The following is an 18454-nucleotide window of genomic DNA, read 5'->3' on the forward strand; positions in this document are numbered from 1 at the left end:
ATCCCTCTCCTAAAAGATTAGAACCCTGTCGTGGCAGTAACAGAACTGTTAGTGTGTTCTATGACAAGTTCTGCTAACAATCCTCTTTCTTTTGTCGATACCATATCGGCAGTATTGTAGTGTATAGAAGCAGTTTCGACTTTCATAAAGTGTTGTTGTGGTAATTTATAGGGTTGTGGAACCAAGCGAATCACCGCATCTATTTCAGCAATCGGAACCATGTCATTGACAGTACTTCCATTTATCTCTGATTTAGCCCGTTGCATAATATTTTCAACCGCATCAGCATCCACGTCTAATAAAGTGTGGCCATCCGCAGCAATAGCATAAAGTTTAGGGGCTTCTTTTTTGTTTTGATAATTTACATAACTACAAGTTAAAACTTTAAGTTTTACTTGTGCAACAAATTCACCCGTTGTTACATCCTTAGTCCAGTTAATCATGCCCTTGGTATAACCAGACTCGAGTCCTACAATTTTCTTACCAACTAACATGGCTGTACTACAAAATTCCTGTAAAAGAGTTCCTTGCAAAAATTGACCACCGAAGTTAAATATTTTGTTAGCCTTCGAACCCGGCGTTGTGATTTTATCACCGGTCAGTGATTCAATTGCAGCAATAATAGCCGAAGGGTCAGAGGAATCCTCAGTTACTATTTTTTTCCCCGCGATAGTGACACTACCCCTACCCACATCCTTAACAATTGTTGCTCCATCGGGTAACACGGCCTGTTTAGTCGTCAAACTCATTTCATTAAATTTTTGCGACTCCTCTATCATCACCTGATGATAATCAACTTGATTGACTGGCAATTCCCCGCGGGCGTGAAGATATGCTGATTCATAGGAAGAAAAAAGACGATCATGGATTTTTGTCAACAGAGGGAAAAGAGACGGAGAAACCTTAGGTCGACCAGAAAAAACAGCCTGTTCAGGAATATCAAGTTTCAAACTCTTTAAATCATCCAGGGTGCGATATCTCTCTTTATCCAAATAATTTTTAAACGCTGGAATACTTTCCAGTATAGCGATTGCTTTCAGTAAATCATGGATTGCCATATCATCACTTAAATTAAGCTGCTTATGGAGTGCACTGAAAAAATCAGACTCCGTATCACTAAATAAGGTAAATGTTCTCTTGGGTTTTACTCTTCCTAAGAGTTCACGATTAATTTGGTCCAGTACTGTTGTCATGATTCTATATATGATTTAATTGGAATAAGACTGTACTATACAGATCAAAAATGAATAAAATATTAACAAGATGTTTCTTATGGATTTCTTTACAAAAATGAATAAACTTCAAGATGCTGATACAGGAGAAACTTGCCATGCCTTCGTTTTTCGGACTAAAAAATAACAATCGGGAACTAGTATTTTACACACCTATCTTCGAAGCAATCGATCCTGGCCACGATCTTGGTGAATATAATACTTGGAGATGGATTGAAAAACCGACAAACGTCTATAGAAATTTTTATCAATCCCGTGCAGATTTACATGCAGATACAAAAGCTCATGGCTGCTATAAAATTACTCTTCCTACTACGTCTGAAACTGGAAGCATCTTAAGTGGAGTAGACTTGAGAGACAAATGCCATACACTGGCTCTCTCATTGCCAGCCGAACAAATAATCAGCTATATTGCCAAAAATGGGACTGAATATGAGAATCCATTTTATGCTCAAGCATCCATTCCTGCTCCATGAAAAAGGAATAAACTAAAATCTAAAATCTGGTAATTCAGTGAAAAATCAGAAGCACTGGCGAATAAACAAAAATAGCTTATTACTTATTAAGTTAAAAATTTAAAATTTTCTATAATTTAACAATTTATCTATTGCCTACTAATGGGCATTAAGGTTATTTTATAATCAATAGAGAGTATTTCTTGTCCGGCTTACAAGCAAAAAGAAGGAAGCCAGGTTAATGATGTGGTGTGCATGCTTAAACTAATTTAAGAAGCCTAAAACATCTTACGAGGCATCCACCTGAAAACATGAACCGTGACAAGAATACCCTCTATTTAATTCTCTCTGAGACAGTGCCCCCAGTATTTGTTCTCCCTATTCCTGCGACCTCCCTGAATTCTAAATAATAGAGCAAGTCAAGACTGTTTTTTTATTATTTATTTGTTATGATTACAAACTTGGTAAAATTTGTTACCAGTCTTATATCCTGTGGATATTTTTTATTCTTCCCTATTTTTATTTCTTAATAGAAAGCCTTATTTCCAAAAAAACCCTTGTATTTAAAGGGTTAAATTGTTTTTTCTTTTTGTTTCGATCTCGTGTTTTATCCACAAAATCTGTGGATAAACATGTGCATAGACTGCCGAACCAGTTAAAGACAGTAATAGCTAAACAAAGGGATCAACACCGTTGCACCATCCTAACTATCGTTCGTATTAGCGATAACAGCCTACACCTTGTTTACCAATGAGCTGGCAACGCCTAAATCCTGAATTATTTAAACGGTAACTTACCGCTCCATAGTTCACAATTATTTCGTCCCCATTCGTTTGCCGCAGTTGTATACGGGAGTATTCATTTTTCTGCTGACAAGCTGTTGTCATTTGCAACCACTCTGTTGGCTCTTTCTTTGTACCAGTATTTAGTATGGTAATAGCAGGTCGATAAGTACTTCTGCCACAAGAGGAAAGAGTTAATCCATTGGCTGTTGGCACAGTAATAATCCTATCAAAATTGGCTAATGTGGCTTTAACAGCTTTCTCAGCATCTAAAATTCCATGCCCGCAAGGCTTTTCACCGACGCAAGATTTATTACTGTCGTTGCTTTTCCCAAAATCATGGGTCGTTGCATAAAGAATTTGCTCTACCTGCTCTGGCAATATCTCTCCCTCTCTAATTGCAAAAATCAAACCAGCTACACCTGCTGCATGGGGTGAGGCCATACTGCTTCCCTGGTAGAAGTCAAAACCCGTGCCTTGATAACCACCGCCGGGGTTAACCGTGGAAAGAATGCCACCTTCCCGACCATAACGCAGATCCCCTCCAGGAGCAGAAAAACTCACGCTCGGCCCATAATTAGAATAGTAAGCACGCAAACCTTCTGGTCCTGTCGCAGCAATCTTCATAGTCCCGTTACACGCAGCAGGAGCATTATAATGCTCCCAGCGATTGTCATTACCTGCAGCTGCAGTAATAACCGCGCCTTGTTGACGTACAAATAACAAAGCATCTTGTAAGGCCGCATCACAATGGTCAATTTCCTTACCAGGACGTTCATCAACACCAAAACTCATATTGAGTACTTTCGCGGGATAGGGGTTATCCGGTGCTCCAGGTACACGCCCTCCCACAGACCAGTATATGGCATTAATCACCTGACTCTCGTAAAACATCCCTCTTGCATCAGGAATCTTAACCGGTAAAATTTTCAGATTCTCACCAACTCCCACCATAACATCGCCATAACCGGCGATAATCCCTGCTACATGAGTGCCATGATAAGTGCCTGTTTCGTCAATAACATTGTTATTATTTGCAGCAAAATTCCATCCCCAAATATTCCCTGCAGCATCTTTAACAAGGTTATTAATCAAGCTGTCATTAAGGGTAATACCGGTATCCAAGACAGCAACAATCACTGGATTTCTTGCCAGGCCAGTACTATAAGCCCAGGCACCATCCCGGCGTCCTGGTGCAGATTCCAACATCATACCCGCCGGCGGTGAAAACTCATCCCATTGCAATTCATGAGAAAGCATCGGCATTGATAGCACTGTTTGAGGATGAGGAACCGGTTTGAAATGACCTACCCTGTCTTTAACTGCATAAACTATATTTGGATTTTTACGTAGTTGCTCAAGAATCCTCGCAGTGCTATCAATTTTTTTGAGGCCGCTTTTCGGTAAGTTTTTATCATTAAAGACTAGCGTATAGGCACCACCTGCAATAGGTGTTAATGAATAGATAGGATAATGCGCAGTTTGACTTAGTACAGTTCGCAAAGAAGATACTGCTAAAGGTTGTTTATATTTTACAATAACCCGTACAGCAGCTTCTTCAGCAGCAACCAGACGAATAAAAGAAAAAAGTACTAATCCAATCAATCCTTGACAACGCATCTACCTACTCCTTTTGCTCTAATTCAACAAATAAGTATGTAAGAGAATCAGCGTTGTGACAACAAGAGCACTGACTTACATGTCTATTTATTTTGGTCCCTCTTGGGTTGCCACTCTTCTTATCTAATAACGATAGTATTCAGGTTTGTAAGGACCATCAATGGGAACACCAAGATAAGTCGCCTGCTCCTTAGTTAACTGGGTCAGTTTTGCACCAATACGTTCCAAATGTAAGCGTGCGACTTTTTCATCCAGATGTTTGGGGAGAACATAGACCTGCTTGTCGTAGTGTTGAGTATGTTGAAATAATTCTATTTGTGCCAGAACCTGATTTGTAAAAGAGGTAGACATAACAAAACTGGGGTGCCCGGTAGCACAACCCAAATTGACCAAACGTCCCTCAGCAAGAATAATCAAACGTTTACCATCGGGGAAGATAACATGATCAACTTGAGGCTTAATATTTTCCCATTGGTATCCGCGTAAACTCTGGATATCAATTTCTGAATCAAAATGGCCTATATTGCATAGAATAGCTTGATTCCGCATCCGTACCATATGCTCATGTTTGACCACGTGGTAATTACCTGTCGCTGTAATAACAATATCAACCTGCTCAGCGACCTCATCCAGCCTAACGACTCGATAACCTTCCATTGCTGCTTGCAACGCACAAATTGGATCAATTTCACTAATCCACACCGAGGCACCCTGACCTCGCAGCGCTTGTGCACAGCCTTTACCTACATCCCCATAACCAAGAATAAGTGCTACCTTTCCCGCTATCATCACATCTGTTGCGCGCTTAATGCCATCCAGAAGTGATTCACGACAGCCGTAAAGATTATCAAATTTAGATTTGGTTACTGAATCATTGACATTAATAGCAGGCATTCCCAATTGCCCTTTTTTGGCCATGTCGTAAAGTCTTGCTACGCCAGTTGTGGTTTCTTCTGATACGCCCTTAATTGTCGCCAACATTGATGGGTATTTTTCATGGATAATCTGGGTTAAATCACCGCCATCATCGAGTAGTAAATTGGGTGACCAGTCATTGGGGCCGCGCAACGTTTGCTCCACACACCACCAATATTCATCTTCCGTTTCACCTTTCCAGGCAAATACGGGTATACCTGCAGCCGCAATCGCGGCTGCAGCATGATTCTGCGTAGAAAAGATATTGCATGATGACCAACGAACTTCAGCTCCCAGAGCAAGCAAAGTTTCTATCAAAACAGCCGTTTGAATTGTCATATGCAAACAACCTGCAATACGTGCACCTTGCAGTGGTTTTTCGGTAGCAAACTCCTTCCGTAAAGCCATCAAACCCGGCATTTCCGTTTCCGCAATGGCGATTTCTTTTCGCCCCCAGGCCGCTAAAGACAGATCAGCAACTTTATAATCTTGGGTTGCATGATTTTTTGTTACAACAGTATCCATCTGTGTCATCAGTTTGTCCTCTCAATCGATCCTTCAACCAGGGGCTATTGACATTCCGCTTAAGTCGAAAAGCATTGATTTGCGAGCGGTGAAACGCAGCAAACCAATACTTTTCGGCCAAGAGAACAGAAATCAACAGCCCCTAATCAACTATTAGGGCGTTAAGGTCATAAGGCTTTACTTAAAGCAGCAACTTTATCTAAACGCTCCCAAGGCAAATCTTCGCGCCCATAGTGTCCGTAAGCAGCAGTTTGCCTATAGATAGGACGTAATAAATTATGATGATCGATAATACCTTGTGGTGTTAAATCAAAATGAGTATTAATCAATTCAATAATTTCTGAATTAGTCAGATGGCCAGTACCAAAAGTATCAACACTGATAGAGGTCGGCTCCGCAACACCTATAGCGTAGGACACCTGGACTTCACATTTGTCTGCCAAACCAGCTGCTACAATATTTTTTGCTACATGACGCGCAGCATAGGCAGCAGACCGATCCACTTTAGAAGGATCTTTACCAGAAAAACAACCGCCGCCATGGCGTGCCATACCACCATAAGTATCAACTATGATCTTACGCCCGGTTAAACCACAATCACCAAGTGGGCCACCAATGACGAAACGGCCTGTTGGATTAATAAAATAACGCGTTTTAGGCAATAACCACTCAGCAGGCAATACCGGTTTAATAATTTCCTCTCTAACCGCTTCGGTTAACTCCTGATGACTAATATCTGGAGAATGCTGAGTAGAAAATACGATGGTGTCGACAGCAACAGGTTGTCCCTGCTCATAGCGCATTGTTAATTGACATTTCGCATCCGGCCGTAACCAAGGCAGCTTATTTTCTTTGCGAAGACTGGCTTGCTTTCTCATTAAGCGATGCGAGTAGGCAATAGGTGCCGGCATATAGACATCTGTTTCCTTGCTGGCATAGCCAAACATCATGCCTTGATCGCCTGCGCCAAGAATTTTAGTCTGTTGGTTATCTACTCCTTGGGCGATGTCGGGAGATTGCTTGCCAATTGCTGATAAGACCGCACATGAAGCCCAATCAAATCCCATCTCTGAACTGTTGTAGCCAATGTCTTTAATCACCGCACGAGTAATTTCATCAACATCAACCCATGCAGTGGTCGTAATTTCACCACCAACTAAAACCATTCCGGTTTTAACAAAGGTTTCACAAGCCACACGAGCTTTAGGATCTTTAGCTAAAATAGCATCCAAAATAGCATCAGAAATTTGATCGGCAATCTTATCTGGATGCCCCTCAGAAACTGATTCTGAGGTAAAAACATGAAAATCACTCACTTTATCCCCTTTTATACCTATTAAATTTTTAACTCATCATTGTCATAAACTGCTCAAAAATGGCTTCAATATCATGCGGCCCGGGACTAGCTTCCGGATGACCTTGAAAACCAAAGGCTGGCTTATGTTTATGCCTGATTCCTTGTAAGCTCTGATCAAATAAAGAACGGTGTGTGACTTCCAGGCAATCCGGCAAAGAATCTTCATCAATTGCAAAACCATGATTTTGACTAGTTATTAGAACTCGTTTAGATCCATCAGTCTCGATTACCGGATGGTTAGCACCATGATGGCCAAATTTCATTTTAAGTGATTTTGCACCACAGGCCAAACCCAATATTTGAAAACCTAAGCAAATTCCAAAAACCGGAACATTCGCATCGAGAAATTTTTTGGTTGCTGCAATTGCATAATCACAAGCCAATGGATCACCTGGCCCATTAGATAAAAAGATACCATCAGGATTCAATGCCAGTGCCTCTTCAGCCGTGGTTTTAGCTGGGACAATCGTTACATGGCAGCCTTTATCATGGAGAATACGCAAAATAGTATGTTTCACACCAAAATCATAGGCTACAACATGAAATCGAGAGGGTTTAGAAGCCTCTCCCCATCCCCCGCGCCCTTCATGCCAACGTTCCACTGTTTTCCGCGATACTTCACAGGCCAGATCCATACCTTCCAAACCAGCAAACGCTTTAGCCTTCGCTAATGCAAGCTCTGTTTCATTGGCCGACGTACTAATACAGGCGGCCACAGCACCGTGTTGACGCAACCGCAGTGTTAAGTCACGTGTATCTATACCAGCAATTGCCACAACACCATGTTTTTTTAACCAATCTGGTAACGATTGTTCTGAGCGGTAATTTGAGGCCACCAAAGAGCAATCGCGCATCACTAAACCAGCAGCCCAGATCCTCGATGACTCCATATCTTCAAGATTACAACCTGTATTTCCAACATGGGCGGTGGTTAGAGTAATAATTTGTTTAGCATAAGAGGGATCTGTCAGCATTTCCTGATAACCAGTCATTGCTGTGTTAAAAACTAATTCACCTACGGAGTCACCATCGGCACCAACAGAGACGCCTTCAAAAATCGTTCCGTCGGCAAGCACTAATATTGCAGGTTTATTGAACATATTAAGACTCTTTAATCATGGCGTTACTACCGGAGCAACGTGCCTAGGTCTTTCAACCTAAAGCCTCTGTTTGCTCCTCGCAACGCCTACAGGCTGTGATAAAAATAATCAATTGTACAGCACAGCCATTAAAATTTCATGTCTTCAAAAAACTTTTTTACACCATCAAACCAGGAAGTAGAGCGCGGTGAATGAGTTTTCTTGCTGCTATCCAAAGAATCTTGCAACTTAGTCAGCAATTCTTTTTGTTCTCTTGATAAATTCACCGGAGTTTCTACAACAACGCTGCATAATAAATCGCCTGTCGCATGGCCTCGCACTGACTTCATACCCTTACCACGCAAACGGAATGTTTTTCCAGTTTGTGTTTCGCTGGGAATCTTCAAAGTAACCCGACCTTCCAGGGTAGGTACTTCAATCGACCCGCCTAGTGCTGCAGTAACAAAACTAATAGGTACTTCGCAATGCAGATCACTTTCATGCCGTTCAAAAATAGCGTGTGTTTTAACATTTATCTGTACGTATAAATCGCCAGATGGACCACCATGGATACCAGCCTCTCCTTCACCACCTAGACGCACACGATCGCCATTATCAACACCGGCAGGAATTTTGACAGTTAATTTTTTGCTCTCTCGGACTCGACCTTGCCCATGACAATTAGTACAAGGATCAGTAACGATTTTTCCTTCCCCATGACAAGTGGGACAGGTTTGTTGTATAGAAAAGAAACCTTGCTGGATGCGAACCTGGCCTACACCATTACAGGTTTCACAAGTTTTTGGCGTGGTGCCTTTTTTAGCGCCCGAACCTGTACAAACTTCGCAGACTATATGTCTAGGTACAGTGATCTCAATTTGTTTGCCAAGAGCGGCCTCCTCCAACGTGAGCTGCACATTAAATTGTAAATCCGCACCACGCTGTGCCCGGGACTGTCTACCTGCAGAACGCCCACCAGAAAATATATTCTCAAAAATATCTTCAAAAACATCACCAAAGCCACCAAAGCCGCCATGTCCCCCACCCATAGAAGGGTCAACACCTGCATGCCCGAAACGATCATAGGCAGCACGTTTTTGTTGATCGGATAACACCGCATAGGCTTTCTGTATTTCTTTAAACTTTTCTTCTGCTGCTTTGTCATTAGAGTTACGGTCGGGATGATATTTCATCGCCAGTTTGCGATAAGCTTTTTTGATTTCGCTTTCCTCAGCATTACGACTAACGCCAAGAAGTTCATAATAATCCTGCTGTTCCATAACTCTAATACCATCAAAAATTAAAGACTACCTTAAGCATGTAGCCATAAAAGAACGGAGTGCCACAAAGCACCCCGATCACCCTCTTATAAGCCTTAGACAAAACTCCGAGCTCGAAGTTTTTCATAAGGCCTGTGCTTTATTAAGCTTTACTTCTTATCATCCTGAACTTCTTCAAATTCAGCATCAACAACACCTTCATCTGCTGCTTTCGTTGATTCTTGAGCTTTAGCGTCACCAGGTGCTTCCTGTTGCTGGCCTTCCGCTGATTTTTTCGCATAAATACGCTCGGCCATCTTGGAAGAAGCATCACTTAGAATTTTTAATTTATCTTCTATGTGGGCCTTGTCATTGCCTTTTACAGCCTCTTTCAATTCAGCAATAGCCGTTTCTATGCCTTTTTTCTCATCATCAGACAGTTCGGTCGCTAAATCCTTTAATGATTTCTCACTGTTATGAATAAGACTATCGGCTTGGTTACGTATATCAGCCATTTCTTTAAATTTTCTATCCTCTTCTGCGTGCGATTGCGCGTCTTTCACCATCGCGTCAACTTCTGCATCACTCAGCCCACTGGACGCCTTAATCACGATGGATTGCGCCTTACCAGTTGCCTTATCTTTAGCAGAAACATTAAGAATACCATTCGCGTCGATATCGAAAGTTACCTCAATCTGTGGTACACCGCGCGGTGCAGAAGGAATATCAGTTAAATCAAAACGACCCAGCGATTTGTTGGCAGAGGCCTGTTCGCGTTCCCCCTGTAACACATGAACTGTCACTGCTGTTTGATTATCATCCGCCGTTGAAAACACTTGATTCGCTTTAGTTGGTATAGTGGTATTTTTCTCGATTAGCTTGGTCATCACACCACCCAGCGTTTCGATACCCAAAGAAAGTGGGGTAACATCAAGCAAGAGAATATCTTTTACGTCCCCGGATAGAACAGCCGCTTGAATAGCAGCACCAACTGCCACAGCTTCATCAGGATTCACATCTTTACGTGGCTCTTTACCAAAGAAATCCTGTACCGTTTTTTGCACAAGCGGCATACGCGTTTGACCACCAACCAGAATCACTTCATTGATTTGTGATACAGTCAAACCTGCATCTTTCAAGGCTACACGGCAAGGCTCAATTGAACGTTCGACTAATTTCTCAACCAAAGACTCCAATTTGGCGCGAGTCAATTTGATATTCAAATGTTTTGGCCCGGAGGCATCAGCTGTAATATAAGGCAAATTCACATCAGTTTGTTGTGCGGAAGACAGCTCAATCTTGGCTTTCTCAGCGGCCTCTTTTAAGCGCTGCAGAGCCAGGGGATCATTGTGTAAATCAATCCCACTGTCTTTTTTAAATTCAGCAGCAAGGTATTCTATCAATGCCAGATCAAAATCTTCCCCACCAAGGAAAGTATCCCCATTAGTAGCTAATACTTCGAATTGATGCTCGCCATCTACCTCAGCAATTTCAATAATAGAAATATCAAAAGTACCACCACCAAGATCATAAACAGCAATGACTGAATCACCTCGTTTTTTATCCATACCATAAGCAAGCGCCGCTGCGGTTGGCTCATTGATGATACGTTTGACTTCAAGTCCAGCAATACGACCAGCATCTTTGGTAGCCTGGCGTTGTGAATCATTGAAATAGGCAGGTACAGTGATAACTGCTTCTTTCACTTCTTCACCTAAATAATCTTCAGCAGTTTTTTTCATTTTACGTAAAACTTCTGCAGAGATTTGTGGTGGTGCTTTATCTTGATTATTTACTCTTACCCAGGCATCACCATTGTCTGCTTTAACGATCTCATAAGGCACCATTTTAATGTCTTTTTGTACGACAGGATCATCAAAACGACGACCGATTAATCGTTTTACTGCAAACAGGGTTTTTTTAGGGTTAGTCACTGCCTGACGCTTAGCAGACTGGCCAACCAATACTTCATTATCATCGGTAAAAGCAACAATTGAAGGAGTAGTGCGAGAACCTTCGCTATTTTCAATTACACGAGGTTTATCACCTTCCATTATTGCTACGCAGGAATTTGTTGTACCTAAGTCAATTCCGATAATTTTTGCCATTTGTTCTTGCTCCACTCAAAAGTTAGTACTGCAATAGTTGTCATATGGGGATAAAATTTGCCAATTTCAAGCTATACCCGTAATAAAGTAACCAAATTAAACCATTAATTGGTTTATTTCGCCTTGGCAACAATGACCCTTGCTGGGCGAATCAGTCGATCATTTAATTTGAAGCCTTTTTGGAATACCGTTAAAACCGTATTCGCTGCAACACCAGGAACCTCTTGGATAGACATCGCTTCATGCTCTTGTGGATCAAAAGGAGCTCCTTCCGGATTTATCTGCGTCACACCATGTTTTTCCAAAGCATCGATGAACAACTTCATAGTCAACTCCAAGCCTTCCTTCATGCCTTCCTGACCTTCTTTTTCACAAAGCTGTAGAGCCTGCTCGAGACTATCAACCACTGGCAATAACGCATTAATTATTTTTTCCAGGCTATAGCGATGCGCATTGGCCACATCACGCTCAGCACGACGGCGAATATTATCTACTTCCGCCATGGCTCGCACTGCTTTTTCCCAGTTTTCATGTGCTTTTTGTTCTGCAAGGGTTAGTTGTTCCTCAAGCGCGGAATAACTTGGGTGCTCTAAAGCATTTTCGCCAGGCTCAGACTGTGCGTCCTCTTCATCCTCAGAGTCTTCTTGGTCAAGGAACTCGTCTTCTAACTCACTATTTTCTTTGATTTTATGCCAATTCTTTCTTTTATCTTCGCTCATGCAAAAACTCCCGAATAAGTTTGATGGCAATAGTTGGGGGCTATCAGGAAAATTTCAAGTCCGTTTGTCATTAAATTGCTTAATTCTTTACAAACCAGCCCACTGCTTCCTGCGGAAGCAAAATCTTGTCGTTAGCAAGAACTAAATCTTGCTAGAAGTGTTCATTCATCGCATACTCAGTATTATAGATAACCAAAGGATTTTTTTTATGCACCAGTGGTCGCCAATGTCATGGCAACAACATTCTTATGAGCAAGCTGCCAATTACCCTGATCAGAATCAATTAGCAAAAGTGGTTGAACAATTAAGCAACCTGCCACCACTGGTGACCAGTGGTGAAATAAAAAATTTAAAGCAAGCCATTGCAAAAGCTGGTCGAGGCGAAGCGTTTATCCTGCAAGGGGGCGATTGTGCCGAATCTTTTAATGAGTGCCGTTCTGATATCATCAGTAACAAGCTGAAGATTTTGTTACAAATGAGCCTGATCCTGTTACACGGGATGCGCAAACCAATCATAAGGATAGGCCGTATCGCTGGCCAATACGCGAAACCGCGATCATCTGATCACGAAACCATCGATGGCGTTACTTTGCCAAGTTATCGTGGCGATTTGGTTAATTCACAACAATTCGATGCCCCCTCGCGCGTACCCAATCCCAAATTGATGCTGCAAGGCTATAGCTGCGCCGCCATGACGCTTAATTTTATTCGCGCTTTATTAGATGGCGGTTTTGCAGATCTGCATCATCCCCAGCGCTGGGATTTGCGTTTCGTTGAGCATTCACCCCAAGCCGATGAATACCACGCTATTGTGCGCTCGTTGTCTGATTCCCTAGCCTTTATTGAAGCAATTGAGGGCTCCAGTAACAACAGCCTGTTTAATAAAGTTGATTTTTTTACTTCTCATGAAGCGTTGCATCTTCATTATGAACAAGCTTTAACCCGTCATCTGCATGATGGCCTATGGTATAATTTATCAACTCATTTACCCTGGATTGGCATGCGGACTGCTAAATTGGATAGTGCGCATTTGGAATTTTTGCGCGGTGTACAAAATCCAATCGGCATTAAAGTTGGCCCCTCTGCCACGAAAGAATGGCTGACCGAGGTGATGGAAATAATTAATCCAAACCGTGAGGAAGGACGCTTATTACTTATTACCCGTCTAGGAGCAAAAGGTATTGATAAATTATTGCCGCCTTTAATTGAAACCGTTAAGGCAACCAAAAGCCCGGTAACTTGGTCTTGTGATCCCATGCATGGCAATACAGAAACAACCTCTGATGGCATTAAAACCAGGCATTTTGACAACATCCTGTCAGAATTACAGCAAGCAGTTAAAATTCATCGTGAAATGGGTAGTTATCTGGGTGGAGTTCACTTTGAATTAACCGGTGATAACGTTACTGAATGTATCGGTGGTGCGCGTGGTTTAAGTGCAGAAGATCTAAAACATGCCTATCGCAGCCTTGTAGATCCTCGCTTGAATTACGAGCAATCGTTAGAAATGGCCATCCAGCTCAGTAAACAGTTTAATGCAAAGTAGCAAATATTTTTTGCAAGTAGTCAGGAATCCGCTGTTCTAACCAATAGAGCGGTTTTCCTGGCAATTTTCCACTAATAAAACCAACATGTCCTCCGGAGGAGCTAAGTTCCAAGGTAATATCTGAAGATAATTCTTCTGCTTGCGGTAAAACCTCTGGTGTCATAAAAGGATCATCCAGTGCATGAATAATTAAGGTTTGGGTGGCTATATAGCGCAGATAACGGCGGGAACTCGACTCTCTATAGTAGGCATGAACATTAGGAAACCCGTGTATAGGCGCCGTTACAAATTCATCAAAAGTCCAAAAACATTGCCATTTATGCATATTCTGCAAAACTTCGGGTAAATCCTCTGTATAGTTATTTTTCTTTTGTTCAAAAACCTGTCTTAAACGACGCAATAAGTAACCTTGATAAACTCGAGAAAAACCCCGGCTAATCCGATCAGCAACCAAACGTAATTGGAAAGGCACCGATACAGCCACTGCAGCATCAATTAAAGATTGTTGCCCCTGTTCTCCAAGCCATTTGAGTAAAACATTACCTCCCAGTGATATCCCAACTACCGCTTTTTTACTGTGGGGTTCCCTTTGCTTTAATCGGTTCAGTAAATAATTGATATCGTCCGTATCACCCGAATGGTAAGCCCGTAACAAACGATTCGGTTCCTCACTTGCTCCTCTGAAATGCATTAATACAGCCCGCCAACCATAGCGATTAAACGCTTGCATTAACCCACCGACATAAGAAGATTGAACATTTCCACCCAAACCATGCAATAAAATAACCAAGGGTGCTTCACTATGGTTGCCATTAATTGCCCAAGCCAAATCAATAAAATCACCATCTGGCAGTTCAATGCGCTCGCGCAAATCAACTGGCGCCTGAATACGGCGAGTCAGGGTTGGGTACATCGTCTGTACATGAGAATTTGGCAACCACCAAGCGGGCTTGAAAGTACTTTCTATTATCATGAAAACCCCTCCTTATGGTAAGCAGGACTATATTCATGAACAGCCTCTATCATTGCGGCAACATGTTCAGGGGGCACATCCGGAGTAATCCCATGCCCCAGATTAAATACATGGCCATTTCCCCGACCAAACGAGGCCAAAACCTGTTTAACTTGATGACGTATACAATCTGGATTTGTTAGTAATACAGCCGGATCAAGATTACCTTGTAAAGCAACCTGGTCACCAACCTGGGCTCGAGCCCTGCCGAGATCAACCGTCCAGTCCACACCAAGCGCATCACAACCAGTATCTGCCATCTGCTGCAACCACTGCCCTCCACCCTTGGTAAAAAGGATAATGGGAATATCGGGATACCTGGATTTCAATTGCGTAACGATTTCTTCCATATAGTGAAGTGAAAAATCACGGTAGTTTGCAGGAGTCAGAATTCCTCCCCAGGTATCAAAAATCATCAAAGCATTCACGCCTGCTTTGATCTGTTCTTCTAAATAGAGGCTAACTGCCTGCGCAAGTTTAGCTAAGAGCAAATGAGCTGCCTGTGGCTCCGAATAGAGTAAATGCAAAACTTTCTTGAATTCCCGGCTACTTCCCCCTTCCACCATGTAGCAAGCCAGAGTCCATGGACTTCCCGCAAAACCAATCAAAGGCAAGTGTTTCGGCATCTCCTGGCGGATCAAGCGCACTGCATTCATCACATAGGCTAACTCATCGGAGGGATTGGGAATCGGTAAGGCATCAATGGCCTGTATAGTCTGTACTCGCCTTTTAAAGCAAGGACCTTCCCCCTCAGCAAAATAAAGACCCAAATCCATCGCATCAGGAATAGTGAGAATATCAGAAAATAAAATGGCTGCATCCAGGGAAAAACGCCTAAGCGGCTGCAAAGTCACTTCACAGGCTAACTCAGGATTTTTACATAGATTGAGAAAATCACCTGCTTGCTCACGAACTTTGCGATATTCTGGCAAATAACGGCCAGCCTGACGCATAAACCATACAGGAGTTCGAGTAACTGATTTCCGCTGCAACGCTCGAACAAACAAGGATTCATTAATACCTGTCATAAACAACCATTTTTTTATTAGTAGAGTTATCAATTTTAGCACTGTTTTCGCTTTCCAGCTTAAGGTTACCTTAACTTTTAGACGTTAAAATTAGGCAAGACATTTTTGTGGAACACGCATGGAAACCAATGAACACCGTAATGCCGGTAATAAAATTCGCATAATGACCTTGGGCAACCGTTATTTAGAGGGAAGTGAAGGCCTATCTGAGAGCGATAACAATAACTTGCGTGTCCGCATGATGCGGCTCGTTAATGGCATACCTGTTCCATTAGGATTTGCATTAGAAGCCGGTGATATTGTTGCGTTGGCTGGAGATTATTACACCAAAGCAGGTTGGGGTCTGGATTTACAACTTCCCCCTTTAACAGGCCATGTAAAAAAAGATAATGAAGCCTTATTCAACTTGCCTGTCAGCCCCAAAGAGAACGATGTTTATCTTCAGGCCTATGGTGATTTAGCTTCCCCAACTCTCCGGAAAGCGGATATCCAACAGATTTATGCTATTGAAGAAAGAACCTATATTCCTTTTTTCCCCGCGTTGAATAGCATTTTTCAACAACTGGTCTATGCATTTCGCGTTAATGGTTACAATAAAAAACTGACATTGAACGAAGCTCATTTTGCTCCCTGGTCAACTCGCGCCTACATGGTTGGCCACACAGAAGCACTCCATTCTACTGAGCTGGCTTACGCGTTTAAACTCTTGGCTACTGAGGGCGATCTCAGTGAAATTGAGCCCGGGATACTCAGCGAAGCACGACGTGTTGCAGAAACAATAGGTCAAAATCCGACTGCTTATGGTTATAAAGCCTCGCTGGACAATAAGACGCTCTACAACGAATTGTATTATCGTTACCATGCACTGGCTGTTGGGCAAGATCTGTTTACCATGCATTTTTATTCTGATCACTTTGCTGGCGGACATCTAAGCCGCATAGGTTTGTTGCGCCAAATTATGCCTGCACAATTTGGTAATTGGGGATCTATTCTCATCAACAATATGCACAATGAAGATAATACCTTTGGATTAAACGTCTTAAATCCGTTTCAACCCAAAGGCTATAAACACTATGGAGCTGATACCGTTTTTGGTGTTAACCCTAGTGAAGATCAAGCATACGGTGATGGGACCTATTTTGAACGCTCAAACGATGAAGATAGCAACCAACTCATTAATGGCATGGATAATTCACTCGGTGATATTACGAGACGCTTGTTAGGCGGCAAAAAACCGCAACCATCCCAATACGGTGGCCTTGCGTTCCTGCCTGAGGTGAATTACAAAGAATCGCAGCCTCAACCCCTATTGATACACGGAGTGGACGGCAAGGTTTATTATCGAGCGAATATAAGCCAAGTAGACCTATTAAGTGCTGAGCAATATGCAGCAACACGTCAAGATCCTGCTAACCATGGGTATAAGGAATTAGGTTATTTCTCCGCGATTTGGCTGGTAGCCAAATTAAGATTGTTAAGTTTTATCTATTCTCCAAAACTTGAGCAGCCAACTCCTAAAAACACGGCAGTGGTAACATCGCCTCTGCAAGAAGAAGCAGCGCGTTCAGTTATGGATCACTTAATCACAACAACAGTGAATCCAGTTGCTTCATCCCCTGAGCCAGTGGAGGAACAAACTTCTGTAGGTGCTTGGCGTAAGAATCTTTCTCTCTCATCCGGTCTTAGTAAAACTTGCGGATTTATGCCTCATCCTGGAACCAGTGCCTTGAATACCCAACAAACTTCTGATGAAGTGGTTTTAGGGTTGTAACCGCACGTCATCTCGAACAAAACGAGGAATCTCCTGGCAATGGTTCCTCATGGAGCTTTATTAACTTGGGATCCTCAAAATTAATCAATGAAGCGCGTTCATTGATTTTATTTGCCATAAAATCTGCACAAGACTTTATAAGGACTTTTACATCATCCCAATATTCATTTTCCACACCAATACAAATCGATTTAGCCCGCTGCATTACCGGTTGATACCCTTTGGGTAAATGATTCATCACCCAGTCTGCGGCAGCAGGTTTAGATCTTATTGCATTGGTTTCCAAAGTACTCCAGATTCGCGCATAAGTAAGCAGGACATTTCGAGTATCATGCTCAAGATCCATGGCAAGTCGATTTAAATCATGAAGCATCGCTTTTATAAAATCATGGTATGGCACTGGTGCCAATAGCCGCTCAGGCTCTAACCCCGATAAGGTTTGGCTCTTTAATAACACTTGCGTAACAATGAGCGCAAGATCAGGCATTTCATGGGTCACCCAGGGTTCAATGATGCCCTTCTCAAAAGATTGGCGTAACCAATCCCCATATTGAAAATCAAAGTGAGGGGGATAACGCCAGGGATTAATCGCTGCCTTCTCAACAAGGGTCATTTCAATAGGTAATTTTGAACTTTTCATGTAAATTCCAGAGATTTGAAGAAGATCAGCAATTAATCTGGCTTTTTCCTCTGAAGTTGTTGCGCGCCTGGTAACAACGAATAAGTCAATGTCACTATATTTTTGTAGTCCGCCCACCAGGGAGGAACCATACAGATAAACGCCCAAAAGATCAGATCCTAAAATCATTTTCAATAATTCCAGGCTATCTTTGAGCTGTTGCTGCATGTCAGGGCTATACATAGGGGTCATAAATTTTGTTATTTGCTATTGGCATCGTTATATTGCCATAATTTCAATGGCATTAGAGTCTTTAGCCTTGTTTTTGTGTTTATAATCCATCCAAACTGATTAATACTGATTTTATAAACGTATTCTATCTATAAAACATTGCCCCTAAAACACTCACTTGCTATGCTAGTGAAAC

At 42.2% G+C, this 18454-nt stretch carries 14 protein-coding genes and 1 other RNA gene; 4 read left to right on the forward strand and 11 right to left on the reverse strand.

The window, feature by feature from the left end; translation table 11 throughout:
- Nucleotides 1–17 precede the first annotated feature (17 nt).
- Entirely contained in the window at nucleotides 18–1193 is a 1176-nt protein-coding gene (locus Lfee_RS10670; RefSeq protein WP_058446629.1) for a hypothetical protein, read from the reverse strand.
- Nucleotides 1194–1330: 137 nt separating this feature from the next.
- Here Lfee_RS10670 and Lfee_RS10675 point away from each other — a divergent pair, with 137 nt between their 5' ends.
- On the forward strand, nucleotides 1331–1708 hold the full coding sequence (locus Lfee_RS10675) for a hypothetical protein (RefSeq protein WP_112854879.1): 378 nt from the start codon (nucleotides 1331–1333) through the stop codon (nucleotides 1706–1708).
- Between the two features lie 167 nt (nucleotides 1709–1875).
- Nucleotides 1876–2027: non-coding RNA, 6S RNA (ssrS, locus tag Lfee_RS16545), on the forward strand.
- A 379-nt stretch (nucleotides 2028–2406) separates the two neighbouring features.
- On the opposite strand, the gene Lfee_RS10680 is transcribed toward ssrS, so the two are convergent.
- The 7 genes from Lfee_RS10680 to grpE all read right to left on the reverse strand — a co-directional run bounded on the left by Lfee_RS10680 (nucleotide 2407) and on the right by grpE (nucleotide 12051).
- The gene (locus Lfee_RS10680; RefSeq protein WP_058446633.1) at nucleotides 2407–4089 is read right to left on the reverse strand and encodes a S8 family serine peptidase; all 1683 of its coding nucleotides are present in this window, start codon (nucleotides 4087–4089) and stop codon (nucleotides 2407–2409) included.
- Nucleotides 4090–4212: 123 nt separating this feature from the next.
- Complete coding sequence (gene ahcY, locus Lfee_RS10685; protein ID WP_058446636.1) at nucleotides 4213–5538, reverse strand: adenosylhomocysteinase; 1326 nt, start codon at nucleotides 5536–5538, stop codon at nucleotides 4213–4215.
- 158 nt (nucleotides 5539–5696) lie between these two features.
- Complete coding sequence (metK, locus tag Lfee_RS10690) at nucleotides 5697–6845, reverse strand: methionine adenosyltransferase (RefSeq protein ID WP_058446638.1); 1149 nt, start codon at nucleotides 6843–6845, stop codon at nucleotides 5697–5699.
- Between the two features lie 28 nt (nucleotides 6846–6873).
- Complete coding sequence (gene carA, locus Lfee_RS10695) at nucleotides 6874–7986, reverse strand: glutamine-hydrolyzing carbamoyl-phosphate synthase small subunit (RefSeq protein ID WP_058446640.1); 1113 nt, start codon at nucleotides 7984–7986, stop codon at nucleotides 6874–6876.
- A 128-nt stretch (nucleotides 7987–8114) separates the two neighbouring features.
- A complete protein-coding gene (gene dnaJ, locus Lfee_RS10700) occupies nucleotides 8115–9245 on the reverse strand; it encodes a molecular chaperone DnaJ (protein WP_058446643.1) in 1131 nt (376 codons plus the stop codon).
- A gap of 149 nt (nucleotides 9246–9394) precedes the next feature.
- Nucleotides 9395–11332 carry a molecular chaperone DnaK gene (dnaK, locus tag Lfee_RS10705; protein WP_058446646.1) on the reverse strand — a complete coding sequence of 646 codons (1938 nt, stop codon included), beginning with the start codon at nucleotides 11330–11332 and terminating at the stop codon, nucleotides 9395–9397.
- Between the two features lie 113 nt (nucleotides 11333–11445).
- The gene (grpE, locus tag Lfee_RS10710) at nucleotides 11446–12051 is read right to left on the reverse strand and encodes a nucleotide exchange factor GrpE (RefSeq protein ID WP_058446648.1); all 606 of its coding nucleotides are present in this window, start codon (nucleotides 12049–12051) and stop codon (nucleotides 11446–11448) included.
- Between the two features lie 208 nt (nucleotides 12052–12259).
- Here grpE and Lfee_RS10715 point away from each other — a divergent pair, with 208 nt between their 5' ends.
- The gene (locus Lfee_RS10715; protein ID WP_058446649.1) at nucleotides 12260–13597 is read left to right on the forward strand and encodes a 3-deoxy-7-phosphoheptulonate synthase class II; all 1338 of its coding nucleotides are present in this window, start codon (nucleotides 12260–12262) and stop codon (nucleotides 13595–13597) included.
- Here the strand turns inward: Lfee_RS10715 and Lfee_RS10720 are convergent.
- Both Lfee_RS10720 and hemE read right to left on the reverse strand, forming a co-directional pair.
- Nucleotides 13584–14570, reverse strand: coding sequence for a hydrolase (locus Lfee_RS10720; RefSeq protein WP_058446650.1), 987 nt, complete (start codon nucleotides 14568–14570; stop codon nucleotides 13584–13586). The genes Lfee_RS10715 and Lfee_RS10720 overlap by 14 nt on opposite strands.
- On the reverse strand, nucleotides 14567–15637 hold the full coding sequence (gene hemE, locus Lfee_RS10725) for a uroporphyrinogen decarboxylase (protein WP_058446651.1): 1071 nt from the start codon (nucleotides 15635–15637) through the stop codon (nucleotides 14567–14569). The genes Lfee_RS10720 and hemE overlap by 4 nt, the downstream gene beginning before the upstream one ends.
- 118 nt (nucleotides 15638–15755) lie before the next feature.
- Here hemE and Lfee_RS10730 point away from each other — a divergent pair, with 118 nt between their 5' ends.
- Entirely contained in the window at nucleotides 15756–17408 is a 1653-nt protein-coding gene (locus tag Lfee_RS10730) for a hypothetical protein (protein WP_058446652.1), read from the forward strand.
- Nucleotides 17409–17415: 7 nt separating this feature from the next.
- Here the strand turns inward: Lfee_RS10730 and Lfee_RS10735 are convergent, their stop codons facing one another.
- Nucleotides 17416–18270: an aminoglycoside adenylyltransferase family protein gene (locus Lfee_RS10735; protein ID WP_058446653.1), complete on the reverse strand. Its 855-nt coding sequence runs from the start codon at nucleotides 18268–18270 to the stop codon at nucleotides 17416–17418.
- Nucleotides 18271–18454: the final 184 nt, after the last annotated feature.

This window comes from Legionella feeleii (assembly GCF_001467625.1).
In the GTDB taxonomy this organism is placed as follows: Bacteria; Pseudomonadota; Gammaproteobacteria; order Legionellales; family Legionellaceae; genus Tatlockia; species Tatlockia feeleii.